Source organism: Ornithinimicrobium pekingense DSM 21552 (genome assembly GCF_000421185.1).
GTDB classification, from domain to species: domain Bacteria; phylum Actinomycetota; class Actinomycetes; order Actinomycetales; family Dermatophilaceae; genus Ornithinicoccus; species Ornithinicoccus pekingensis.
Map to the genome: position 1 here is coordinate 213,806 of NZ_ATWJ01000013.1, position 23,732 is coordinate 237,537.

Below are 23,732 nucleotides of genomic sequence, written 5' to 3' on the forward strand. Positions count from 1 at the left end.
CCGGGCGACCGGTGCCGACCGTCGGGCACACTGGCCGTTGTGACCGACACCCCCACCGCGAGGCGCCAGCTGGCCGACCTCGGGCCGATCGAGCAGCTGCGCGCGGGTCGGCTCGCGCCCCGGCTGGCGCTGCTGCTGGTCGGGCTGTTCCTCTACGGCGCGTCGATGGCGATGGTGGTGCGCAGCGTCCTGGGGCTCATCCCGTGGGACGTGCTGCACGTGGGGCTGCAGCAGCACCTGCCGCTGACCTTCGGCACGGTCGTCGTCGGCGTCTCGGTGCTGGTGCTGCTGCTGTGGATCCCGCTGCGCCAGCGGCCCGGCCTGGGCACGCTGTGCAACGCCTTCCTCATCGGGCCCGCGGCCGACCTCACCCTGGCGGTGCTCCCGCAGACCGACGAGCTCGGCTGGCGGGTGGTGCTCCTGCTCGGCGGCATCCTGCTCAACGGGGTGGCCACGGGGATGTACATCGGCTCGCAGTTCGGCCCCGGCCCGCGGGACGGCCTGATGACGGGGCTGGCGCGGGTCTCCGGCCGCTCGTTCCGCCTGGTGCGCACCGCGATCGAGGTCAGCGTCGTCGCGGTCGGCTGGCTGCTGGGCGGCGTCGTCGGCGTCGGCACCGTGCTCTACGCCGTGGCCATCGGTCCGCTGGCCCAGCTGTTCCTGCCGGTCTTCACCGTGGACCTGTCCCGACCGCACCCGCGCCGGTGACCCGCCCCTCGGCGCCCCCGGCCTGGACCGTCACCGCGGTCGTCGCCGCGCTGGCGATGGTGGGGCCGTTCACCATCGACACGATCTTCCCCGGGTTCGTCTCGCTGGGCCGGCAGTTCGAGGCCGACGCCACGGCGCTGCAGCAGGTGACGAGCGTCTACCTGCTCACCTTCGCGGCGATGAGCGTGCTGCACGGGCCGCTGTCGGACGCGCTGGGCCGCAAGCCGGTCATGCTCGCGGGGCTCCTCGGGTATGTCGTGGCCTCCGTGGTCTGCGCCCTCGCCCCCAGCCTCGGCTGGCTGCTGGTCGGCCGGGGCCTGCAGGGCGTCTTCGCCGGGGCGGCCACCGTCGTGAGCCGGGCCGTGATCCGCGACCTCTACTCCGGGGCCACGGCCCAGCGGCTGATGAGCCAGGTGATGATGATCTTCGCGATCGCCCCGGCCCTGGCGCCGATCATCGGCGGCTGGCTCCTGCGGCTCGGCCCGTGGCCGGTGATCTTCTGGTTCGTGGCGGCCTACGCCCTCGTCGTGGCGGTCGTCATGGTCCTCGTGCTCCCCGAGACCCTCGACCCGGCCGACCGGGTGCCGCTGCGCCTGCGCCCCGTCCTGTCCGGCCTGTGGGACGTGGCGCGGTCGCTGACGTTCGTGCGGCTCACGGTCGCGATGGTGGCCACCTTCGGGGCCTACATCTTCTACGTGCTGGCGGCACCCATCATCGTCGTCGACCTGCTCGGGCTGGGTGAGCAGGACTTCTGGGTGCTCTTCGTGCCGCTGGTCGGCGGCATGGTCGTCGGGTCCTGGGTGAGCGGGCGGGTGGCCGGGCGCGTGGCCGGCCCCGTCCTCGTCGACCGGACCATGCTGCTCGTCCTCGCGGCCGCGACCACCAACCTCCTGGTCGCCCTGCTGGCGCCCCGGCTCCCCTGGGTGCTCGTCGGCCCGACCCTGCTCGGCACGGCGATCGGCATGGCCTTCCCCGTGCTGCAGCTGGCGCTGCTCGACCTCTTCCCGCACCGCCTGGGGTCGGCGGCCTCGATGTCGGCCTTCGCCGTGCTCATCTCCAACGCCGTCCTCGCCGGTCTCCTGGCACCGCTGGTGACCGGCTCCCTGCTCACCGCCGCGCTGGCCAGCGCCGCCCTGTCGGTGACCGGTGGGCTGCTGTGGGGCTGGCACCGCGCGGCGACGGGCGGGGCGACCCGCGTCGCCGAGCTGCACTGACGGTATGACGCATCAGGTGGACTGTGCAGCTGGGCGTCGTGAGTGCGACGGCGGACGTCAGCTCCCGGCCGGAGCGACCCCGACCGCAGCCACCGACTCGCGCCAGATGCCCAGGGCCTCGGCCACGAGCGCCTCGTCGACGACGAGCGCCGGGATGAAGCGGACCACCTGGCCCCACGCCCCGCAGGTGAGCAGCAGCAGCCCGCGCCGGGCGGCCTCCTGCTGCGCCGCTGCGGCCGTGGCGGCGTCGGGCTCGCCGTCGACGTCGCGGAACTCCGCGCCGAGCATCAACCCCAGCCCGCGCACGTCGGTGATCCGGGGGTCGTCGGCCGCGACCTTCTCCAGCCCGGCGCGCAGCTGCTCGCCCCGCACCGCTGCGTTGTCGACCAGGCCCTCCCCCTGGATCACCTCGAGCGTGGCCACGGCCGCGGCGCAGGCGACGGCGTTGGCGCCGTAGGTCCCGCCCTGCGAGCCCGGCCAGGCGCGGCTCATCAGCTCCTCGGAGGCGGCGATGCCCGACAGCGGGAAGCCGGAGGCCAGGCCCTTGGCCGTGACGAGCACGTCCGGCCGGCCGTCGAAGTGGTCGTGACCCCAGAACCGGCCCGTGCGGCCCCACCCGGTCTGCACCTCGTCCACCACCAGCAGGATGCCGTGCCGGTCGGCCCGCTCGCGCAGGCCGGCGAGGAACTCGGTGGACGCCGGGACGTAGCCGCCCTCACCCAGGACCGGCTCGACGACGAAGGCCGCCGTGTCTGCGGGGGCGCTGACGGTCTGCAGCAGGTGGTCGAGCTCGCGCAGCGCGAACCGGGTGGCCTCCTCCTGGGTCCACCCGTAGTGGGTGGGGTTGGGGAAGGGCGCCAGGTGCACGCCCGCCATGAGGGGGGCGAACCCGGCGCGGAACCGCGTGCCCGAGCTGGTCATCGACGCGGCCGCGACCGTGCGGCCGTGGAAGCCGCCGTGGAAGGCGACGACGTTGGGCCGCCCGGTCGCCTGCCGCACGAGCCGCAGCGCCGCCTCGACCGCCTCGGAGCCGGAGTTGGCGAAGAACATGCGGTCGAGCCCCGCCGGGAGCACCTCGCCCATCCGCTCCACCAGCGTCAGCAGCGGCCGGTGCATCACGGTGGTGTACTGCGCGTGGATAATCCGCCCCACCTGCTCCTGGGCGGCCGCGACCACCCGCGGATGGCAGTGGCCCGTGCTGGTGACGCCGATCCCCGCGGTGAAGTCGAGGTAGCGCCGGTCCTCCTCGTCGAAGATCAGCGCACCCTCGCCGCGCGCCGCCACGACCCCTGTGGCCTGCCTGAGCACCGGGGACAACGTCGTCGCCATGCCACACACCTCCAGCGTTGGTAGATTGTCGACAATCACCGTATCCCATCTGACGTCCCTGCCCGGCCCTCGAGAAGGAGCGGTTTCCGCCATGACCCCCACCGTCGTCAGCACCGTCCCCTCCCAGCTCTTCGTCGCGGGGAGGTGGGTCGACGCCACGGGAGGGGCGACGTTCGAGGTCGTCAACCCGGCCACCGGCGAGGTGGTCCGCGAGGTCGCCGACGCCACGCCCCAGGACGGGCGCGCCGCCCTGGAGGCCGCCGTCGCGGCCCAGCCCGGGTTCGCCCGGACCACGCCCCTGGAGCGTCACGAGATCCTCATGACCGCCTTCGGTCTGCTGCACGAGCGGGCCGACGACCTGGCCCTGCTGATGACCACCGAGATGGGCAAGCCGCTGGCCGAGGCGCGCGGCGAGATCAGCTACGCCGCGGAGTTCCTGCGGCATTTCGCCGGGGAGGCGCTGCGCATCGACGGGGGCTACCAGGTGGCGCCGCAGGGCGGGGCCCGGATGCTGGTCACCCGTCAGCCGGTCGGCCCCTGCCTGCTCATCACCCCGTGGAACTTCCCGATGGCGATGGGCACCCGCAAGATCGCCCCGGCGATCGCGGCCGGCTGCACCAGCGTGATCAAGCCCGCCCACCAGACCCCGCTGTCGATGCTCGCCTTCGTCGACATCCTGCGCGAGGCCGGGCTGCCCGACGGTGTCGTCAACTGCGTGACCGCCACCGACTCCGGCGGGGTCATGGAGCCGCTCATCCGCTCCGGTCTGGCCCGCAAGCTGTCCTTCACCGGGTCGACGCGGGTGGGCAAGATCCTGCTCGAGCAGTGCGCCGGGACGGTCCTGCGCACCTCGATGGAGCTCGGGGGCAACGCCCCCTTCGTGGTCTTCGAGGACGCCGACCTCGACGAGGCGGTGACCGGGGCGATGGCGGCCAAGATGCGCAACATGGGCGAGGCGTGCACCGCGGCCAACCGGATCTACGTCCAGGAGTCGGTGATCGAGGAGTTCGGCGCGCGGCTGGCCCGCCGGATGGGGGCGCTCACCGTGGGCGACGGCACCCACGAGGGCGTCGACGTCGGCCCGCTCATCGACGAGGCGGCCCTGGAGAAGGTGACGACGCTGACGGCCGACGCCGTGGAACGCGGCGCCACGGTCCTGTGCGGGGGCGAGCCGGGCGAGGGGCCCGGCTTCTTCTACCCGCCGACCGTGCTCACCGGGGTGCCGACCGACGCCCGGATGTCAGCGGAGGAGATCTTCGGCCCGGTGGCCCCGCTCACCCCGTTCAGCACCGAGGAGGAGGCGGTGCGGCTGGCCAACGACACCCCCTACGGCCTGGTCGCCTACGTCTACACCCAGGACCTGCGTCGGGCGCTGCGCACGGCCGAGGCGATCGAGAGCGGCATGGTCGGGCTCAACCAGGGGGTGGTCTCCAACCCCTACGCCCCCTTCGGCGGCGTGAAGGAGTCCGGCCTGGGCCGCGAGGGCGGGCCGACGGGCATCGACGAGTACCTGGAGACCAAGTACGTCAGCATCTCGATGCCCGACTGAGGAGCCACGGCTCTCTCAGCCGGCCCCCTCCCGGTCGAGCGCCCGCTCGCTGAGCTCGACGAGCTCGGTGACGGCGTCCTCCATGTGCGCCACCAGGAGCCGGTCGAGCAGCTCGCCGTCGCCGTCCCGCAGCGCCTGGACGATGGCGCGGTGCTCCTCCACCCGCAGCACGTCGTGGGCGTAGGTGCTGCCGAGCGCATGGATGCAGATCCGGGCCTCGGCCGCCTGGGTCTCGTGCACGCGGCGCAGGCGCTGGCTGCCGGTGAGCCCCACGAGGGTCTCGTGGAAGCGGATGTCGGCCTCGGCGACGCCGCGGGAGTCCCCGGCCTCGGCGGCCCGGGCCATCTCCTCCAGCGCCGTGCCGAGCGCGTCGGCCGCGGCGACGTGGTCCCCCCGGACCAGGACGTCGGCGGCGCAGCGCTCGATCGCCGCGCGCGCGAGGTACATGTCGCGCACGTGCTCGGGGGTCAGCTCGACGACGAAGAGGCCGCGGTTGCGGACCGAGACGAGCAACCCCTCCTGGGCGAGCCGCTGCAGCCCCTCGCGCAGGGGCCCGCGGCTGACACCCAGCTGGCGTGCCAGGTCGGCCTCGAAGAGCTGGGCGCCCGGCGGGAAGTCCCCGCTGGCGATGGCCGCACGCACCAGCGCGGCGATCCGTGAGGGCGTCGACTCCTGGACCAGCGGCTCGAGCACGGCGGCCGACGGGGTCGCGGCGCGCGGGCTCACCGGCCCTCCGACCCTGCCCGCACCCGGTCGACGGCGACCCGCAGCCGCCGCACCCCCTCGTGGATGCGCTCCGGCGCCGTGGACGCGAAGCACAGCCGCAGCGCGTGGGGGAAGCGGCCCTCGGGGGAGAAGGCGTTGCCCGGGATGAAGGCCACCCCCTCGTCGAGCGCGACCTCGAAGAGCGCCTGGGTGTCGACGGGCTCCTCGAGGGTGACCCACAGGAAGAACCCGCCCTCGGGGTCGGTCCACCGGGCGAGGTCGGCGAAGTGCTCCCCGAGCGCCTCCTGCATCGCCTCCTTGCGCAGCCGGTAGCGCTCCCGCTGCGTGGCCAGGTGCTCGGCGAGGTGCCCTCCCCGCAGAAAGCCGGCGACGAGCCGCTGCATCGGCAGGTTGGTGCAGGTGTCCATCGCCTGCTTGGCGCTGATCAGCACCGGCTGCAGCGAGGGGTCGGCGTCGACCCACCCCACCCGCAGCCCCGGCGCGATGATCTTGGAGAAGGTCCGCACGGAGAAGACCAGCGGGTCACCGTCGGCCAGCTGGTGCAGCGTCAGCACGTCCTCGCCGGCGAAGCGCAGCAGGCCGTAGGGGTCGTCGTCGACGACCACGCTGCCCCACTCGCGCGCCAGCTCCAGCAGCTGCCCGCGCCGCTGCTCCGACATGGTGGCGCCCGAGGGGTTCTGGAAGGTCGGGACGGTGTAGATCGCCTTGGGACGGCCGTGCCGCTCACCCAGCGACCGCAGCTCCTCGACGACCATCCCCTCGCCGTCGACGGGCACCTCCAGCAGCCGGGCCTGGTAGGACAGCGCCGTCCCGCTGCCGTTGGTGTAGGTCGGCGACTCCACGGCGACGAGGTCACCGGGGTCGACGAAGAGCTTGCAGGCCAGGTCCAGGCCCTGCATCCCGCCGCTGGTGATGGTCAGCCGCTCGGCGGTGGTCGCGTCGCCCGTGCCCGCGAGCGCGCCGAGCAGCGCCTCGCGCAGTGCGGGGTCACCCTCGGTCGCGGCGTAGTCGAAGGCGTCCGCGGCGCCGGCACCGATCGTCTCCCGCCCGACCTCGGCCAGGGTCTGCGTCGGGATGGCCTCGGGCGCCGGGCTGCCCATGGCGAAGCGCACGATGTCGTGGGTGCGCGTGGCCAGCAGCGAGGTGCTGGAGTCGATCACCGAGCCCACCAGCCCTGCGGCGCGGGCCGCCAGGGGCAGCGTGGAGGTCGTGCTGGGTGGTGCGCTCACGTTCGTGGCCTCTCGTCGGGTGCGTGCGTGCGGGTACGGGGTCTGCGCCGGGTCAGTCCTTGACCACGAGGTCCTGGGGCAGGGGGGCCAGCCGCTCGACGGCACCGTCCGGGCCGGTGCCGACGAGGACCGGCTCGGACAGCTCGTAGCCCCAGCCCTCCATCCACATGCCGAGGATGACGTGGAACGCCATACCCCGCTGGAGCCGGGTGAGGTCGCCCGAGCGCAGGCTGATCGTGCGCTCGCCCCAGTCGGGCGGGTAGCCGACCCCGATCGAGTAGCCCACCCGGGAGCCCTTGACGTAGCCGTGCCGGCCGACCGCGTCGGCGAAGGCGGCCTGCACGCGGTGGCCGGTCGACCCGGGCCGCAGCTCCTCCAGGGCGGCGCGCAGCCCCTCGGTCACCGCGTCGGCGCACCGGCGCAGCTCGGCCGGGGGCGGGCCCAGGCTGACCGTGCGGGCGAGCGGCACGTGGTAGCGGTGGTAGACCCCGGCGAGCTCGACGGTGGTCGCCTCCCCGGGGCGCAGGGGCAGGTCGCTCCAGGTCAGGTGCGGCGTGCCGGCGGTCTCCCCCGTCGGCAGCATCGGCACGATGGCCGGGTAGTCGCCGCCGAGCTTGCGCGCGCCGAGGGCCTGGGCGTACTGGATCTGCGCGACGACGTCGCACTGGCGCCGGCCCGGCTCGACGTGCTCGAGGGCGATCCGCATGACGTTCTGGGCGATCTCCCCGGCGACGCGCAGCTTGTCCTGCTCCAGCGGCGACTTCACGACCCGCACCCAGTTGACCAGCTCGTGGCTGTCGACGAGCTCGGCGCTGGCCAGCTGGGCCCGCAGCGCCAGGTGGCTGCGCACGGAGAAGTACGGAGCATCGGTCTCGACGCCGACCCGGGCGGACGGGGTGTCCTCGAGCACCCCCAGCTCGACCGCCTGCCGGCCGATCCAGTCGAAGGGGTGCCGGTCGGGGCGGTGCACCAGGTCCTCGGGATAGCCGTGGATCTGCTCCACGGGCAGGTATGCGGTGTAGTGGGCACCCTGCGCGTCCATCTCCCGCATGAACAGGTGCGGCTCGCCGCGCACCGGCACGACGAGGCACTGCGGCATGTAGAACGACCAGGCGTTGTAGCCGGTGAGGTAGTACAGGTTGGCCGGGTCGGCCACGACGAGGGCCGACAGGTCGCTGCGCGCCATCGCCTCCTGCACCCGCGCCAGCCGCTCGAGGTACTCGGGCACCGGGAACGGCCGGGAGCGGATGCTCTCCCGCTCCATCAGCTCCCCGCCGGAGGTGGTCATGCTGCATCGTGCCTCACGGGGAGGATTGTTGACAATAAGACACCCCCTTCCTACGTTGACCGGGTGAGCACCAGCCGCCCCGTCATCGCCGTGCTGTGCGCCACCGTGGACGACGTGCCGCCGCACCTGGAGCAGCTGGCCGGGCGGGCCGAGCTGCGCCCGACGGACGAGGAGGGGCTGGCGGAGGCGATCGCCGGTGCCGACGCGCTGCTGCTGTGGGACTTCTTCTCCCGCGCGGTGCAGGACGTCTGGCCGCGGGCCGACCGCCTGCGGTGGGTCCACGTCGCGGCCGCCGGCGTGGACACCCTGCTCTTCGAGGAGCTGCGCGCCTCCGACGTCGTCGTGACCAACGCCCGCGGGATCTTTGACCGCCCGATCGCCGAGTTCGTCCTCGGGGCCGTGCTGGCGCACGCCAAGCGCGTCCACGAGAGCCACGACCTGCAGCGCGAGCGGCGATGGCGGCACCGCGAGACCCGGCGGGTGCAGGGCGCACGGGTGATGGTCGTGGGGACCGGCGCCATCGGGCGGGAGACCGCCCGGCTGCTGCGTGCCGTGGGGATGGAGGTGGTCGCCGCCGGCAGCCGGGCCCGTCCCGAGCCGGACCCCGACCTCGGCCCGGTCGTGGCCAGCGCCGACCTGGCCGATCACGTGGTCGACGTCGACTACCTGGTCAACGCCGCCCCGCTGACCCCGGCCACGCACGGCCTCCTGGACGCGAGGGTGCTGGCGGCCCTGCCCGCCCACGCCCACCTGGTCAACGTCGGGCGTGGGGCGACGGTGGTCGAGGAGGACCTGCTGGCCGCGCTGCGTGCCGGCGCGCTGGACGGCGCCACCCTCGACGTGTTCGCGACCGAGCCGCTGCCTCCGGGCTCACCCCTGTGGGACACCCCCGGGGTGGTCGTGTCGGCGCACATGTCCGGCGACGTCGTCGGCTGGCGTGACGCGCTGGCACGGCAGTTCGTCGACAACGCCGCCCGCTGGCTCGACGGCAGCCCGCTGCTCAACGTCGTGGACAAGCAGCTCGGCTACGTGTCGACGGCTGGTGCCTGAGCCCACCTCCGCGCTGCACCGCCGCGGACGTTCGGGTAGACCGGACGCATGAGAGTCCTGGACCGGCCGGCGGAGCAGCGCGAGCACCTCGCCCAGGAGCTCCTCGACCGGTTGACCCCGCTGATGAGCGCCCTGGGCATCATCTTCGTGCTGCTCATCCTCGGTGAGCAGCTCAGCCTGCCGGGCTCGCGTCTCTCCGCGGCGCTCAGCGTGCTGGGGTGGGTGCTGTGGGCGGTGTTCGCCGCCGAGTTCGTGGCCCGGGCCGTCGTGGCCCCGCACACCGGCCGGTTCCTGCGGCGCAACTGGTGGCAGATCGCCTTCATCCTGCTGCCGTTCCTGCGCGTCTTCCGGCTGGTCCGGGCCGCGCGCTTCCTGCGCACGGGCCGGGTCCTGTCGGGCGCCGTCCGGGGCACCCGCTCGGCCGCCTCCGTGCTGCGCGGACGGCTCGGCTGGCTGCTCTCGCTGTGGTCGATCACCGTGCTGTCGGTCAGCCAGCTGCTCTACGCCTTCAGCGACTTCGCGACCTTCGCCGAGGCGCTGCACGCCACCGCGCTGGGCGCGGTCACCGGCGAGCCGCTGGCCCCGGACGACCTGGTCGCCCGCCTGACCGAGCTGTTCCTGGGCGTCGTGTCGGTCGTGGTCTTCGGCACCCTCGCCGGGACCGTGGGCGCCTACTTCCTGCGCTCGGACGAGCAGGCCGCCGTCGAGGCGTCCTGACGGTCGTGCGGCCCACGAAGGTGCGCTGCGCTCCGACGCCTGCGCAGCAGCCGGCCCGTGCGCGCCGTCAGCCAGCCCCCGAGCAGGGCCGGAACGAGCGCCAGCGCACCGGCGGCCGCCCCCTGCGCGCGCACGCCGCCAGGCCCCGGGTCCACGACGTCGCGCGCCAGCTGCCACCCGACGACCAGGGCCACGCCCAGCGCGGCGGTGAGGGTCGCGACCGCCCACGACGACCACCAGGCAACGCGGTCGCTGCGCAGCCGCGGCTGCAGCACCGCGTTGACCAGGCCGCCGGGAGTGCCCACCACCCCGCCGAGCGTCGCGCCGAGGAGCAGGCCGAGCACCGGTGCTCCGAGGAGCAGGCTGGCCCGCTCGACCACCCGACCGCCGTCGACCCCTCCACCCGCCAGCGCCACCGCGGCCCAGCCCAGCCCGCAGAGCAGCCCGGTGGCCGCGCCGACGGCCACGCCCCACCCGAGCCCGGCCGCGGCATACCGCCACTCCACGGCGTGCGGGGCGCTCACCGCACCACCTGACGCAGGCGGCCGTCCAGACGTCGCGTCCAGCCGCGCTGGTCCAGGTGCTCCAGCAGGGGGACCGCGACCCGGCGGGTCGTCCCGAGGGCCTGCCGTGCGGCGCTCAGCGTGAACGGCTGGTCGAGCGCCGCCAGCTCGCGCATGGCACGCGCGGGGGCGTCGGGCAGGAGCACGACGTCGTCGGGCAGGCGGACCAGCCTCCCGAGCCGGGCCGCTGCCGCCAGCTCGACCGGGCCCAGGCCCAGCCGCGCCAGGTCGTCACGCTCCGGCGCGGCGAAGGGGGTGGCGCGCAGCCGAGCCTCGAGCTCGGCGACCCCCGCCTCCGCGGGGCCGAGGCCGCCCGCCTCGGGGACGCAGACCCGTCCGCCCGCCACCGTCAGGCCGGCGTGCGCGGCGACGTGGCGCACCAGGTCGGCCTCCGGGGGCGCCAGGTCGTCCGGTAGGGACCCGCCGGCCGAGACGGGTCGCAGGTGCCCCGGCAGGTCCAGGGCGTGCGCCACCCCGGCGAGCGGCATCCCCGCGCTCAACGGCTGCTCCTCGTGGTGCGCCCGCACCGCGCGCCCCGCCCGGTCCGACCAGACCTCCACTGCCCCGGGGTCGACCCACCAGCCCTCCACCCGCTGGCCGGTGGAGGGGTCGCCCAGCCCGAGACGCCGCAGGACCGTCGGGTGCTCGGCCGAGCGGGACCGCAGCCGCAGGTCGGCGAGGGCCGTCGTGGCCGCATCCCCTGCCCTCCCTGCGTCGGCGGCCGCGAGTGACTCGGCGCGGGTGCGGGCCGCGCCGCGGCGGCGCAGCGGGAGCGGGTCCACGTCGAGAACGCGCGCCGACCACAGCCGGCGGGTGCCCGGGTCGCGCAGGACGGCGCGGTCGCCGACGTGCCACGGCAGGGCGAGGGGGAGCGACAGCCGGGCGTACCCCGGCCCGAGGGGGCGCAGCCGCACGGGGTGGTCGGCCGTTCCCACGTGCAGCACGAGATGCTCCGGAGGACCGCCGTCCGTCCCGGGCCGAGCACCCGGCTCCCCGGCGCTGACCGGGGTGAGGCCGACATCGACGGCACGCGCCGACGCGAAGGCCCCGGGGGTCGTGAGCACGGACTCGCGGCCGACCTCCTCGGTGTCGGTGCGGCGCAGGTTGACCGCCACCCGGGACACCGGCCCCACGGCCTCGCGTCCGACGTCACCGCTGTGCAGCCCACGGACGACCACCTCGCGCACGCGGTCGCCGGACACCAGGGTGAGGGTGTCGCCGACGGACAGGGTCCCTGCCCCCAGGGTGCCGGTGACGACGGTCCCGGCCCCCTGGACCGTGAAGGACCGGTCGCACCACAGCCGCACCGGGGCGTGCGGGTCCGGCGCCGGCAGGCGGGCCACCAGCGCGTCGAGGGCCGCCCGCAGCTGCTCCATACCCGCTCCCGTGCGCGCCGACACCAGCTCGCCGGGAACGTCGAGCCCCGCCGCTGCCAGGCGGCGGGTCGCCTCGGCCCGGACCTCCTCGGCCCGCCGCGCCTCGGCGAGGTCGGCCCGGGTGAGGACGAGCAGGCCGTCGGTGATGCCGAGCGCGCGGACCGCCGCGAGGTGCTCCTCGCTCTGCGCCTGCCAGCCCTGGTCGGCCGCGACGACGAACACGACCGCCGGCGCCGGTCCCAGGCCGGCCAGGGTGTTGCCGACGAACCGCTGGTGCCCCGGCACGTCGACGAACGCCACGTCGGCACCGCCGGGCAGCCGCGTCCAGGCGAAGCCGAGCTCGATCGTCAGGCCCCGCTCCTTCTCGGCCGCGAGCCGGTCGGGGTCGCGCCCGGTCAGCGCCTGCACGAGCGTCGATTTGCCGTGGTCGACGTGCCCGGCGGTGGCGAGCACCCGCCTCATACCCCGGTCGTCCCCAGCGCCTCGCGCAGCGCGCGCAGCAGGTCGTCGTCCCGGTCCGGAGGTATGCAGCGCACGTCGACCAGGCCGCGCCCGTCCTCGACCCGCGCCAGGACGACCGGCACGTCCGGGCTCGCGGGCCGGCGCAGCCGCTCGACCGTCTCCACCGGCAGCTCCACGGCCCAGCCGGGCAGCGGGACACCCGGCGCGCCCCCTCCTCCGACCCGCCCCTCGACGGGGACGACGTCGCGTCCGAGCGCGCGGGCGAGGCGTTCGGCCCGGGGCCGCAGCTCCTCGGCCGTGGCGTGCAGCGCCTCGCGGACGGGGCTCGCGGCCGTGCGCACGGTGGCCTCGAGCGCGGCCAGCGTGAGCTTGTCGACGCGCAGCGCCCGCGCCAGCGGGTGCCGGCGCAGCTGCTGCACGGTCGCCTGCTCGCCCAGGACCAGCCCCGCCTGGGGGCCGCCGAGCAGCTTGTCACCGCTGGCGGTGACGATCGTGGCGCCGTCGCGCAGGGCGGTGGCCGCGTCCGGCTCCTGCGGCAGCACCGGGTCGGGCGCGAGCAGGCCGGAGCCGATGTCGGCGACGACGGGCACCCGGGTGCCGTCGGGGCGCCGCAGGTCGCGCAGCTCGGCCAGCCCGGCGGCGGAGACGAAGCCCTCGACGCGGAAGTTGCTGGGATGCACCTTGAGCACGCACCCGGTGTCCGCTCCCACCGCGTCGGCGTAGTCCTGGCGGTGGGTGCGGTTGGTGGTGCCGACCTCGCGCAGCCGCGCCCCGGTGGAGGCGATGAGGTCGGGCAGCCGGAACCCGTCGCCGATCTCGACCATCTCGCCCCGGGACACGACGACCTCGCGACCGGCGGCGAGCGCGGTGGTGGCCAGGACCAGGGCGGCGGCGCCGTTGTTGACCACGAGGGCGTCCTGCGCCGCGGGCACCGCCTCGCGCAGCGCCGCGAGCGCTCCCGTGCCGCGTCGGCCACGCGCCCCCGTGGACAGGTCCAGCTCGACGTCGACGTAGCCGGTGGCGTCGAGCACCGCCTCGACCGCCGCACGCGACAGCGGCGCGCGGCCGATGTTGGTGTGGACGACCACGCCGGTGGCGTTGAGCACCGGCGTGAGGGAGGACGCGCGGGCGGGGAGGGCGGCGAGCGCGGCGGCCGCGACCTCCTCGGGGTCGATCTCTCCACGGCGGGCCCGGTCCTGGGCACCGGCCACCGCGGCCCGGACCGACGACCGCCCCAGCCGGGCGGCCGCCGCGGCCAGGGGCGGGCTCGCGAGGAGCACGTCGGTGCGGGCGATCGCCCGGCGCGGGTCGCTCTGGCTCACCGTGCGCTCCCTTTCCGTCCCGGGGCGTCCTCGCCCCGCAGCTGGCGGAGGCGGACGGGAATCGAACCCGCCAGACCGAGATGCTCGGCCTCACCGGTGTTGAAGACCGGGGGGCCCACCAGGAACCCTGACGCCTCCAGGGGCCAGCCTAGACACCCGAGCCTAAGGTGGGCGCATGCCACCCACCCGTCTGACCCAGCTGGCCCGCGGCGGCGGGTGCGCCTGCAAGATCCCCGCCGGTGAGCTGGAGGACCTGGTGGCCGGTCTGCGGGGCGCTCGCCCGGGAGGGGCCGACGTCCTCGTCGGCCTGGACGACGGCGACGACGCGGCAGCCGTCCGCATCGAGGGCGGCGTGGCGGTGCTGTCCACCGCCGACTTCTTCACGCCGGTCGTGGACGACCCCTACGACTGGGGCCGGATCGCGGCCGCCAACGCCCTGTCGGACATCTACGCCATGGGCGGCACCCCGGTGATGGCGATCAACCTCGTCGGCTGGCCGCGCGAGAGCCTGGGTCCCGACCTGCTGCGCGCGGTGCTGCAGGGCGGTCTGGACGTCGCGAGCTCGGCCGGCTGCCCGGTGATCGGCGGCCACAGCATCGACGCCCCCGAGCCGCTCTACGGGATGGCGGTCACCGGCACCGCCGACCCCGACCGTCTCATGCGCAACGACGCCGCCCGGGCCGGGCTGCCGATCAGCCTGACCAAGCCCCTCGGCGTGGGCGTGCTCAACAACCGCGCCAAGGCCACCGGCGAGGTCAGCCCCGAGGCGGTGGAGAGCATGGCGTCGCTCAACCGGGAGGCCGCGCTCGCCGCGCTGGCGGCGGGGGTGCGGGCGGCCACCGACGTCACCGGCTTCGGGCTGCTGGGCCACCTGTTCAAGATGTGCCGCGCCTCCGGGGTGAGCGCACGGGTCGACGCCGCGGCCGTGCCCTACCTGGACGGTGCCCGGCAGGCGCTCGCGGCCGGGCACGTCCCGGGCGGCTCCCGGCGCAACCTGGACTGGGTGCGGCCCCACCTGGCCACGGCGCCCGGTGTCGACGAGGACGAGCTCGTCCTCCTCGCCGACGCCCAGACCTCCGGCGGCCTGCTCGTCGTGGGCGAGGTGCCCGGGGCGCCGGTCGTCGGCGAGACGCTGCCCGCCGGAGCGCTAGGGCAGGGGGTCCTCCTCCAGGTCGCGTGAGCGCCCGGTCGCGGACGTGGTCCGTGCGGGCGTGCTCTCCTCGGGCGTGCTCTCCTCGGGCGCGGTGTCCCGCCGGGGCGGACGCGTGACCAGGGGCAGGGCGACGCCGACCAGGGCGAGGATGCCGACGACGGTGAAGCCCAGCGTGTAGGCCTGGTCGTCGCCGACGAGCCAGGAGATGAGCAGCGGACCGGCGACCCCGCCGATCGACCAGCCGATGAGCATGAGCCCGTAGATGGCCCCCGAGTACCGGACCCCGAAGAAGTCGCTGGCGGTGGAGGGCAGGGTGCCGAAGGCGCCGCCGTAGCAGAGGTAGATCACGGCCGCGAGAACGCAGAAAAGCACCACGTCGGAGGTGTGCGGGATGGCCAGCAGCGCCAGGCCCTGCAGCCCCAGGATCCCCAGGAACGCCGGTCGCCGCCCGATCCGGTCGGAGATCGCGGCCCACAGGATGCGCCCTGCTCCGTTGAACAACCCCATCACCCCGACCAGCGTCGCGGCCCCGGCGGCGCTGAACCCGGCGACGTCGGTAGCCGTGCCGGCGGCGATCGAGACGAAGGAGATGCCGGCGGTGACCGACACGGTGAGGATGAGCGTGAGCAGGTACCACTGCGGCGTGCGCATCGCCTCCTGCTGCGTGTAGTCGTGCCCGGCACCCACCGGCTCGGCCTCCGTCTCGGTCTCCTCCTCGGCACCGGACGACTCGTCCGCAGACTCGTCCGCGGGCTCGGCACCCACGCGGTAGCCCTGCGGCGGGTCGCGAAACACCGACGCACCCAGCAGCCCGGCCACGAGGTAGGCCAGCCCCAGCCACAGGAACACCTTGGTGGGATAGCGCTGGTAGTCCTCGCTGGCCCCGATCATCGCCTGCGCCAGCGGCGAGGTGATGACCGCGCCGAAGCCGAAACCGCCCACGGCGATGCCGGTGATCAGGCCCCGCTTGTCCGGGAACCACTTCTGCAGCATCGAGATCGGGACGATGTAGGCCAGCCCGAGGCCGACCCCGCCGAGCACGCCATACCCGAGGATGAGCAGCCACAGGTCGCCCGCGTCGCGGGCGAGGCTGGCCAGCATGATGCCCCCGGAGTAGACCGTCACGCCGGCGAGCGCGACCGGGCGGGGGCCCCGCCGGTCCTGCAGGCGCCCGCCGAGGAAGGTCCCGACGAAGATCATCCCGATCGCGACCTCGAAGGGGATGGCGGCCTGCACCTTGCTCAGCTCGAAGGCCGACGCCTCGGACTGGAGGGCCTTGGCGAAGGTGCTCCAGGCGTAGACGGCACCGATCGCCAGCTGGACCAGCACCCCGCCGGCGAGGACCAGCCAACGATGTCCGGAGGGGGTGTCGCTCGCGTCGCTCATGCCATCTCCTGGGTGGGCGGACCGGAGGCCGTGGCGGCCGGACCGGGGTTACCGGACGGTGACGATGCTGTCGTGGACGGCACCCTGGGCCCGGCGCTGCTCCAGGCGGCGCTTCTGGGGACCGACGGTGTAGCGGGGGTCGCGCGCGGACTCCATACCGGCCTCGACGACGCCGAAGCGGGTGAGCGCCGACGCGGCGGCGAGGGCGACCCCGGAGGCCACCGACACCAGGCGGCTGCGGCCGGCCAGCAGGGTGCCGAGGCCGCCGGCGACGGTCAGGAGCCTGGCCAGGCGCAGCGTGCGGCCGGCCTTGCCGGTCTCCAGCGGCTCGACGAGCTCGAGGCCGTGCAGGTGCTGCTCGAGCCGCTGCATGGCGACGAGGTCGGTGGCCGCCCCGATGAGGGCGAAGCGTCGGGCCGGACCGGCCTCGGTCACCGGGCTGAGCGCCATCTGCACCCCGCCGGAGGCCATCGCGGCCGAGGCGACGAAGACGAAGGGCAGCTGCGAGCGGCTCTCGAACCAGACGGGCGTGACGGTGTCGGACAGCAGCACCGCCGTGTATGCGGCCAGGGGCGGGGCGAAGAGCGCCTGCCCCGCCGCCGCCGGCGCGTCCATCAGCGCGAGCGTGCGCTGGGCCGTGCCGAGCACGCCGCGCTCGGGCACGTCGACCGCCCGGGCCACCTCCGCGGCCGTCGCCACCCCGGCGAAGGCGGCGTAGCCGGACAGGATCCAGGTGCCCACGCTCATCGGCGAGGTCAGCTTGACGGTGCGCAGCATGTTGAGGAAGCGTTCGGGCCTCCCCAGGTCGGCGACGAGGGCCGCCCCGCTGAGGACCACGGCGGTCATCGCGGTGTAGCGGCTGTTGCGGCGCAGCACGTGCCGGCCGGTCGCCGCCGCTCCCGTGGCGATGAGTCCGGAGCCCGCCGCGACGCCGCCCAGGAAGAGGTAGAGCGGGATCTCGTGCTTCCAGGGCACCGGCTTGATGACCGGCTGGCCGTAGTAGTCGGAGAACTCGGCGTCGGGCACCGCCGGGGCCTCGCGGCGTCCTCCCCCGTCCCGGTTCAGCCAGCTCCGGCCGGTGCGGGCCAGGTCGCGGGCCGCGCCCGTGGCGTGGCCGCGCACGGAGCTCCGCCGGCGGCGCCGACCCCCCTCCTCCGGCGGGCGGTAGCTGTCGAACCTCGAGGTGGTCACGGGCGTCTCCCGACGAAGGCCAGCGCCGCCGCACCGAGCAACCCCACCCCGGCCAGGCCGGCCTTGCGGAACATCTCGGCCAGCTTCGCCGTGGGGACCACCGGGTCCGGCGGCAGGCCGTAGACCTCGGGCTCGTCGAGCAGGAGGAACACCGACCCGGTGCCGCCGACGCCGTCGTCGTCGTTGGCGCCGTAGAGCCGGGCCTCGGTAAAACCCTGCTCGTGCAGCTCGGTCACGCGCTCCCGGGCGATGTCGACCATCTCCTGGCGCGTGCCGAAGCGGATCGAGGTGGTCGGGCAGGTCTGGGCGCAGGCGGGCGTCTGGTCGTCGGTGAGCCGGTCGTAGCACAGCGTGCACTTCTGGGCGATGCCGACGTCGGGCACGTGCCCGTCCTCCCGCACGGAGACGGCCGCGTCGGTGCGCCGCTCGATGACCCCGAACGGGCAGGCCCCCACGCAGTAGCCGCAGCCGTTGCAGACGTCGGCCTGGACGACCACCGTGCCGTGCTCGCTGCGGAAGAGCGCACCGGTGGGGCAGACGTCGAGACAGCCGGCGTGGGTGCAGTGCTTGCACACGTCGGAGGCCATGAGCCAGCGGAAGTCCGGCAGGGCGCCGACCATCGGCGTGCCGTCGACGGTGGTCCCCGGGCTCGCCGCGCCCGAGGCGCCGGCCGTGCCGGCCGCGATGGACGTGCCGGCCCGGCTCGCCGTGCTGGACGCGAGCATGTCGCGCAGGTCGGGGCCGTGCCCGTCCGCCGGGGCGGGCGGGGTCCCGTAGCCGGCGGGCGAGCCCCCGGCCGGGGCACCGCCGACGGCTGCCGGGGGCGCCCCCATCCCCGGCATCCCCAGCTCGACCAACCGACGCCCCGACTCCCGCGCCTCGGCGATCCGCTCGCGGCTCTGCTCCACGAAGGCGACGTGCCGCCAGGTGCTCGCGCCCAGCCCGCCGGTGTTGTCGTAGGAGTTGGCGCTGAGGGTCAGCCCGTCGAGCGGGATCGCGTTCCACTCCTTGCACGCCACCTCGCAGGCCTTGCACCCGATGCAGATCGAGGTGTCGGTGAAGAAGCCCTTGCGCTCGGGAGCCTCCTGCCAGCCCGCGTCGGGGGCCGGGTCGGTCCGCCCGGCCAGCTGGCGTGCGAGGTAGCCCATCAACCCGTTCCTTCCGTGTCGGCCGTCGCGCTGGTGGAGCCGGTCTCCCCGGGAGCGCCCGCCGCGGCCCGGCGTCGCGCCATCTCCGGCGGCACCTCGTCGACGCGCTCGTGGGCGGTGGCGGCGGTGGTGCCCGCCCGGGACTGGTACTCCGAGACGAGGCGGAGCAGCTCCTCGCCGCGCGGGCGCCGCCCGGGCCGGATGTCGCAGGAGGCGACCTTGGACTCCTGGATGTGCACGTTGGGGTCGAGCACCACGCCGAGCAGGTCGTTGGCGGAGTCGCCCTCGACCACGGCGTCCCGGCCGATGCCCCAGTGGTAGGGCAGCCCGATCTGGTGCAGGGTGCGGCCGGCGATCGTCAGCGGGCGGACCCGGTCGGTGACCAGGACACGGGCCTCGATGGCGCTGCGCGCCGAGATGATCGTGGCCCACCCGCCGTTCTCCAGCCCGACCTCCTGGGCGAGCTCGGGCGAGACCTCGCAGAACATCTCGGGCTGCAGCTCGGACAGGTAGGGCAGCCAGCGGCTCATCCCGCCGGCCGTGTGGTGCTCGGTGAGACGGTAGGTGGTGAAGACGTAGGGGTAGACGTCGCTGCCCGGCTCCTCGCCCGAGGGGCTCCACAGGTTGTCCTTGCGCGGGAAGATCAGCCGGCTGGGGTTGCGCTGCTGGGCGTAGAGCGGGTTGTCGACGGGCGACTCCTGCGCCTCGTAGTGCGTGGGCAGCGGTCCGTCGACCATGCCCTTGGGCGCGAAGAGCCAGCCCTTGCCGTCGGCCTGCATGATGAACGGGTCGTCACCGGCCAGGGCGGCCGGGCCACCGTCGTCGGGGGCCGGGCGGAAGGACGGGTCGCGGTCGACCGGGAAGTCGGGGACGTCCTTGCCGACCCACCGGCCCGCCTCCTCGTCCCACCAGACGTACTTCTTGCGCTCGCTCCAGGGCCGCCCCTGCGGGTCGGCCGAGGCACGGTTGTAGAGGATGCGCCGGTTCATCGGCCAGGCCCAGCCCCACTGGGCGGCCACCTCGTCCTGCTCGTGCCGGGGCACCCGGTTGGCCGACCGGTTGACCCCGCCGGCGAAGACACCGGTGTAGATCCAGCAGCCGCCGGACGTCGAGCCGTCGGCCCGCATCTGCGTGAAGGAGCTCAGCAGCTCGCCGGCCTTCTCCCCGGTCAGGTGGGAACCGTTGATCTCGCGCAGGACGGCCTCGCCGTCGACCTCGCCGTGCTCGTCCTGGGGGTAGTCCCAGGTCAGGTCGAGCAACGGACGGTCGCGCTCGTCCGTCGAGCCGGCGAGCTTGTCGCGCATCCGCCGGCCCAGCTCGTAGAAGAAGTCGAGCTCGCTCTGCGCCTCGCCCGGCGGCCGGACCGCCTGGTGGCGCCACTGCAGCATCCGCTGCGTCTGGGTGAACGTCCCGGACTTCTCCACGTGGGTCGCCGCGGGCAGGAAGAACACCTCGGTCTGGATGTCCTCGGTGCGCACCTCGCCCGTGGCGATCTCCGGGGAGTCCTTCCAGAAGGTGGCGGTCTCGATGAGCTGGAGGTCGCGGACCACCAGCCACTTCAGGTGGCCCAGCGCGAGCCGCTGCATCCGCGCGTGGGCCGAGCCCACCGCCGGGTTCTGGCCGACGACGAAGTAGCCCTCGACCTCGCCGTCGAGCATCGCCATGGTCGTCTGGTAGGTGCCGTGGGCTCCCGTCAGGCGCGGCAGGTAGTCGAAGCAGAAGTCGTTGTCCGGGGTGGCGGCGTCGCCGAACCAGGCCTTGAGCAGGCTGGCGGTGTAGGCCGGGGACTCCGTCCAGAAGCCCTTCTGCAGCGGCGAGGCGATCTGGGACAGGTAGTCCTCGAGCGTGTCGTGCTCGCCGGCCACCGGCATCGGCAGGTAGCCGGGCAGCAGGTTGAACAGCGTCGGGATGTCGGTCGAGCCCTGGATGCTGGCGTGCCCGCGCAGGGCCATGATGCCGCCGCCGGGGCGGCCCATGTTGCCCATGAGCAGCTGCAGGATGGCGGCCGCGCGGATGAACTGGGCCCCGAGGCTGTGCTGGGTCCAGCCCAGCGCGTAGGCGAAGCAGGTCGTGCGCTCACGCCCGGAGTTGTCCGTGATCGCGCGGGCGACCTCGTAGAACTGCTCCTCGGGTATGCCGCACACGTCGCGGACCATCTGCGGCGTGTACCGGCGGTAGTGCCGCTTGAGGATCTGGAAGACGGTCCGGGGGTGCTGCAGGGTCTCGTCCCGCACCACGCGTGCGTGCTCCAGGGGGGCGCCGTACGAGCCCAGCTCCTGTCCCGCGGCCCGGGCGCGCGTGCGCGACTCCGGCTCGTCGTCACCGGCCGGTTCCTGGATCTCGCCGTCGGTGTCCGCCCGCGCCTCGTAGGCCCAGGAGGCGTTGTCGTAGGTGCCGGTGCGCGGGTCGTAGCCGGAGAACACGCCGTCGAGGTCCTCGGTGTCCACGAAGTCCTCGTTGACCAGGGTCGCGGCGTTGGTGTAGGCGACGACGTAGTCGTGGAAGTACAGGTCGTTGCTCAGGACGTGGTTGATGATCGCGCCGAGCAGGACCACGTCGGTACCCGCCCGCACGGGGACGTGCGTGTCAGCGATCGCCGAGGTGCGGGTGAAGCGGGGGTCGATGTGGATGACGCGCGCACCGCGGGCCTTGGCCTCAGAGACCCACTGGAAGCCCACGGGGTGGCACTCGGCCATGTTGGACCCCTGGATCACCACGCAGTCGGCGTTGGCCATGTCCTGCAGGGCCTGGGTCGCACCGCCGCGCCCGAACGAGGCTCCCAGACTGGGAACCGTGGAGCTGTGTCATATCCGGGCCTGGTTCTCGATCTGGATCGCCCCCGACGCCGTGTACAGCTTCTTCATGAGGTAGTTCTCCTCGTTGTCGAGGGTGGCTCCCCCGAGCGAGGCGATCCCCATGGTCCGGCGGACCCGGCGGCCCTTGGAGTCGAGCTCCTGCCAGGTGTTGCGGCGGGACTCCAGGTAGCGCTCGGCGATCATGTCGATCGCCGTGTCCCGGTCGAGACGCTGCCACTGCGTGCCGCCGGGTGGTCGGTAGAGCACGTGCGTCTGGCGGGACGGGCTGTTGACCAGCTGCTCGCTGGCGGCGCCCTTGGGGCACAGGCGGCCCCTGCTGACCGGCGAGTCCGGGTCGCCCTCGATCTGCACGACCTTCTCGTCCTTGACGAAGACCTTCTGCCCGCATCCCACCGCGCAGTAGGGGCAGACGCTCTGGACCACCCGGTCCGAGGTGGAGGTGCGTGGCGTCACCTCGCGCGTGCGGCGTGAGGTGACCGAGGCTCCCCGTCCGAGCAGGTCACCGGTCGCCAGCTGCCGCAGCACGGGCCAGCCCAGGAAGGTCGAGTCCTTGCGTGCCATGGTCACCGCCGCCTCGTGTCGTGGAACGTCCGCGTCCGACTGCCCATACCGTAGCCCGGCCCGCGACGTTCGCCACCCGAGGCGACCCGGGGCCGCCGGACCGTGCGGGCGTACGACATATGGTCGTAGAATGGGGCCACCAGCGTCCCGAAGAGAAGGAGGCGGGAGCATGCAGCAGGTGCGCCCCATGCAGATCCTGTCCGAGGCCGAGTGCTGGGCCCGGCTCGAGGCGACGGAGTTCGGCCGCATGGCCTACCACCTCGCCGACGAGGTCCACATCGCACCGGTCAACTACGCCGTCACCGACCGACGGCTGGTCTTCCGCACGGCCGAGGGCTCCAAGCTGCTCGGCGTCGTGATGAACGAGGACGTGGCCTTCGAGATCGACCGCATCGACGACGGCGACGAGCGCGCCTGGAGCGTCATCGCGCGCGGCAAGGCGCGGATCCTCGAGGGCGAGGAGGCCAGGGCAGCGGACAACCTGCGGCTGCGGCCGTGGGTGTCCTCGGAGAAGCACAACGTGGTCGCGATCGACGTCGACGAGGTGAGCGGGCGGGAGTTCCACCTGGCACGCCCCTGGCAGCACATGCTGCCGGACTAGGTGGCTACTGCCGAGGATCCTTCGTAAGCCATGGCGCGTTCGGGCCGAGCATGCTCGGATCGTTCGGTCGGTGTGCTAGTTTCGCGGCTCATCCGCCGACGCTTCTCGAGGACCGCTCATGACCACGCCCCCGACCACCCGGCTCACCCGTGCCGTCCGAGCGGGCATCGACACCGACCCCTCGGAGGGAGCGGTCATCCCGCCGCTGCACCTGTCCTCCACCTACAGCTTCACCGGTTTCGACGAGCCGCGGCGCTACGACTACTCCCGCTGCGGCAACCCGACCCGGGACGTGCTGGGCGAGGCCCTGGCGACGCTCGAGGGCGGGCACGGGGCGACCGTCACCCCCAGCGGGCTCGCGGCCGTCACCCTCGTCTGCTCGCTCCTGCTGGGCCCGGAGGACACTGTGCTCGTGGCCCACGACTGCTACGGCGGCAGCTGGCGGCTCTTCGACACCCTCGCCGCCCGCGGGCACCTGCGCTACCGCACCGTCGCCCTGGGTGACCTCGCCGCGGTCGAGGCGGCGCTGGCCGGCCCGACCCCGCCGGCGGCCGTGTGGCTGGAGACGCCGTCGAACCCGCTGCTGCGGATCACCGACATCGCCGCCGTGTCCGCGCTCGCCCACCGCGCCGGGGCGCAGGTGGTCGTGGACAACACCTTCCTCTCACCGGTCCTGCAGCGCCCGTTCGAGCACGGTGCCGACCTGGTCGTGCACTCCACGACCAAGTTCATCAACGGGCACAGCGACGTGGTGGGCGGCGCCGTCGTGGCCCGCACCGCGTCGCAGCACGAGGCCCTGCAGGACCTGGCCAACGTGCTCGGTCTCGTCGGCAGCCCCTTCGACGCCTACCAGACGCTGCGCGGCCTGCGGACGCTCCATACCCGGCTGCGGGCCCACGACGAGAACGCGCAGGCGCTCCTCGGCGTGGTGCTCGGGCACCCCGCCGTCGCGGCGGTCCACCACCCGAGCCTGCCCGACCACCCGGGGCACGCGGTGGCCGCGCGGCAGCAGGACGGCTTCGGCTCGATGCTCTCCGTGGACCTGGCCGGCGGGGTCCCCGCGGTCCGCGCGTTCGTCGACGGGCTGCGCTGCCTGACGCTGGCCGAGTCGCTGGGTGGCACGGAGAGCCTGGTCGCGCACCCGGCCACGATGACGCACGCCTCCATGACGCCCGAGGCGCGGGCCGCCGCCGGCATCGGCGAGGGGCTGCTGCGCCTGTCGGTCGGCATCGAGCACCCCGACGACCTGCGCGCCGACGTGCGGGCCGCGCTCGACCGGGCGGTGGCGGCCGCCGGCTGACCGGCCGACCGGCTAGGACTCAGCCCCGCCGGCCACTCGCGGG

At 74.3% G+C, this 23,732-nt stretch carries 19 protein-coding genes and 1 tRNA gene; 8 read left to right on the top strand and 12 right to left on the bottom strand.

Annotation, left to right across the window (positions count from 1 at the left end; genetic code table 11):
• Nucleotides 1–39: 39 nt before the first annotated feature.
• Both yczE and K330_RS21710 read left to right on the top strand, forming a co-directional pair.
• Entirely contained in the window at nucleotides 40–708 is a 669-nt protein-coding gene (gene yczE / locus K330_RS0115325; protein ID WP_022922698.1) for a membrane protein YczE, read from the top strand.
• Complete coding sequence (locus tag K330_RS21710; RefSeq protein WP_022922699.1) at nucleotides 705–1,922, top strand: multidrug effflux MFS transporter; 1,218 nt, start codon at nucleotides 705–707, stop codon at nucleotides 1,920–1,922. Before yczE ends, K330_RS21710 begins: the two co-directional genes overlap by 4 nt.
• Before the next feature lie 57 nt (nucleotides 1,923–1,979).
• On the opposite strand, the gene K330_RS0115335 is transcribed toward K330_RS21710, so the two are convergent.
• Nucleotides 1,980–3,251, bottom strand: a complete 1,272-nt coding sequence (locus tag K330_RS0115335; RefSeq protein WP_022922700.1) for an aspartate aminotransferase family protein — start codon at nucleotides 3,249–3,251, stop codon at nucleotides 1,980–1,982.
• Between the two features lie 91 nt (nucleotides 3,252–3,342).
• Between K330_RS0115335 and K330_RS0115340 the strand changes: the two genes are divergently transcribed.
• Nucleotides 3,343–4,800: an NAD-dependent succinate-semialdehyde dehydrogenase gene (locus tag K330_RS0115340; RefSeq protein WP_022922701.1), complete on the top strand. Its 1,458-nt coding sequence runs from the start codon at nucleotides 3,343–3,345 to the stop codon at nucleotides 4,798–4,800.
• A 15-nt stretch (nucleotides 4,801–4,815) separates the two neighbouring features.
• Here the strand turns inward: K330_RS0115340 and K330_RS0115345 are convergent, their stop codons facing one another.
• The 3 genes from K330_RS0115345 to K330_RS0115355 are packed head-to-tail and all read right to left on the bottom strand — an operon-like array spanning nucleotide 4,816 to nucleotide 8,043.
• Nucleotides 4,816–5,526 carry a GntR family transcriptional regulator gene (locus K330_RS0115345; RefSeq protein ID WP_022922702.1) on the bottom strand — a complete coding sequence of 237 codons (711 nt, stop codon included), beginning with the start codon at nucleotides 5,524–5,526 and terminating at the stop codon, nucleotides 4,816–4,818.
• On the bottom strand, nucleotides 5,523–6,755 hold the full coding sequence (locus K330_RS0115350; protein WP_022922703.1) for an aminotransferase-like domain-containing protein: 1,233 nt from the start codon (nucleotides 6,753–6,755) through the stop codon (nucleotides 5,523–5,525). The genes K330_RS0115345 and K330_RS0115350 overlap by 4 nt, the downstream gene beginning before the upstream one ends.
• Before the next feature lie 52 nt (nucleotides 6,756–6,807).
• Nucleotides 6,808–8,043 (bottom strand): M24 family metallopeptidase, encoded by a 1,236-nt coding sequence (locus K330_RS0115355; protein WP_022922704.1) that lies wholly within the window; start codon nucleotides 8,041–8,043, stop codon nucleotides 6,808–6,810.
• A 63-nt stretch (nucleotides 8,044–8,106) separates the two neighbouring features.
• Here K330_RS0115355 and K330_RS0115360 point away from each other — a divergent pair, with 63 nt between their 5' ends.
• Together K330_RS0115360 and K330_RS21715 are read left to right on the top strand one after the other, a co-directional pair.
• On the top strand, nucleotides 8,107–9,093 hold the full coding sequence (locus tag K330_RS0115360; RefSeq protein ID WP_022922705.1) for a D-2-hydroxyacid dehydrogenase: 987 nt from the start codon (nucleotides 8,107–8,109) through the stop codon (nucleotides 9,091–9,093).
• A gap of 48 nt (nucleotides 9,094–9,141) precedes the next feature.
• The gene (locus K330_RS21715) at nucleotides 9,142–9,810 is read left to right on the top strand and encodes a hypothetical protein (protein WP_022922706.1); all 669 of its coding nucleotides are present in this window, start codon (nucleotides 9,142–9,144) and stop codon (nucleotides 9,808–9,810) included.
• Here the strand turns inward: K330_RS21715 and K330_RS0115370 are convergent.
• From K330_RS0115370 to K330_RS0115385, 4 genes are all read right to left on the bottom strand, one after another.
• Complete coding sequence (locus tag K330_RS0115370) at nucleotides 9,765–10,334, bottom strand: hypothetical protein (RefSeq protein WP_022922707.1); 570 nt, start codon at nucleotides 10,332–10,334, stop codon at nucleotides 9,765–9,767. The genes K330_RS21715 and K330_RS0115370 overlap by 46 nt on opposite strands.
• Entirely contained in the window at nucleotides 10,331–12,211 is a 1,881-nt protein-coding gene (locus tag K330_RS0115375; protein ID WP_029202743.1) for a SelB domain-containing protein, read from the bottom strand. Before K330_RS0115375 ends, K330_RS0115370 begins: the two co-directional genes overlap by 4 nt.
• Nucleotides 12,208–13,533 (bottom strand): L-seryl-tRNA(Sec) selenium transferase, encoded by a 1,326-nt coding sequence (selA, locus tag K330_RS0115380; RefSeq protein WP_022922709.1) that lies wholly within the window; start codon nucleotides 13,531–13,533, stop codon nucleotides 12,208–12,210. Before selA ends, K330_RS0115375 begins: the two co-directional genes overlap by 4 nt.
• A gap of 42 nt (nucleotides 13,534–13,575) precedes the next feature.
• A tRNA-Sec gene (locus tag K330_RS0115385) sits at nucleotides 13,576–13,671 on the bottom strand.
• A 37-nt stretch (nucleotides 13,672–13,708) separates the two neighbouring features.
• On the opposite strand from K330_RS0115385, the gene selD reads away from it, so the two are divergent.
• On the top strand, nucleotides 13,709–14,713 hold the full coding sequence (gene selD / locus K330_RS0115390) for a selenide, water dikinase SelD (RefSeq protein ID WP_022922710.1): 1,005 nt from the start codon (nucleotides 13,709–13,711) through the stop codon (nucleotides 14,711–14,713).
• Here the strand turns inward: selD and K330_RS21720 are convergent.
• The 4 genes from K330_RS21720 to fdh are packed head-to-tail and all read right to left on the bottom strand — an operon-like array spanning nucleotide 14,681 to nucleotide 21,788.
• Complete coding sequence (locus tag K330_RS21720; RefSeq protein ID WP_022922711.1) at nucleotides 14,681–16,072, bottom strand: L-lactate MFS transporter; 1,392 nt, start codon at nucleotides 16,070–16,072, stop codon at nucleotides 14,681–14,683. The two genes, selD and K330_RS21720, sit on opposite strands and share 33 nt — an antisense overlap.
• 48 nt (nucleotides 16,073–16,120) lie before the next feature.
• Nucleotides 16,121–17,263, bottom strand: coding sequence for an NrfD/PsrC family molybdoenzyme membrane anchor subunit (nrfD, locus tag K330_RS0115400; RefSeq protein ID WP_022922712.1), 1,143 nt, complete (start codon nucleotides 17,261–17,263; stop codon nucleotides 16,121–16,123).
• Nucleotides 17,260–18,411 carry a 4Fe-4S dicluster domain-containing protein gene (locus K330_RS0115405; protein ID WP_022922713.1) on the bottom strand — a complete coding sequence of 384 codons (1,152 nt, stop codon included), beginning with the start codon at nucleotides 18,409–18,411 and terminating at the stop codon, nucleotides 17,260–17,262. Before K330_RS0115405 ends, nrfD begins: the two co-directional genes overlap by 4 nt.
• The gene (gene fdh, locus K330_RS21725; protein WP_084617638.1) at nucleotides 18,411–21,788 is read right to left on the bottom strand and encodes a formate dehydrogenase; all 3,378 of its coding nucleotides are present in this window, start codon (nucleotides 21,786–21,788) and stop codon (nucleotides 18,411–18,413) included. Before fdh ends, K330_RS0115405 begins: the two co-directional genes overlap by 1 nt.
• Nucleotides 21,789–21,957: 169 nt before the next feature.
• On the opposite strand from fdh, the gene K330_RS0115420 reads away from it, so the two are divergent.
• Both K330_RS0115420 and metB read left to right on the top strand, forming a co-directional pair.
• Nucleotides 21,958–22,389: a pyridoxamine 5'-phosphate oxidase family protein gene (locus tag K330_RS0115420; protein ID WP_022922716.1), complete on the top strand. Its 432-nt coding sequence runs from the start codon at nucleotides 21,958–21,960 to the stop codon at nucleotides 22,387–22,389.
• A 118-nt stretch (nucleotides 22,390–22,507) separates the two neighbouring features.
• Nucleotides 22,508–23,689, top strand: coding sequence for a cystathionine gamma-synthase (metB, locus tag K330_RS0115425; RefSeq protein ID WP_022922717.1), 1,182 nt, complete (start codon nucleotides 22,508–22,510; stop codon nucleotides 23,687–23,689).
• Nucleotides 23,690–23,732 lie beyond the last annotated feature (43 nt).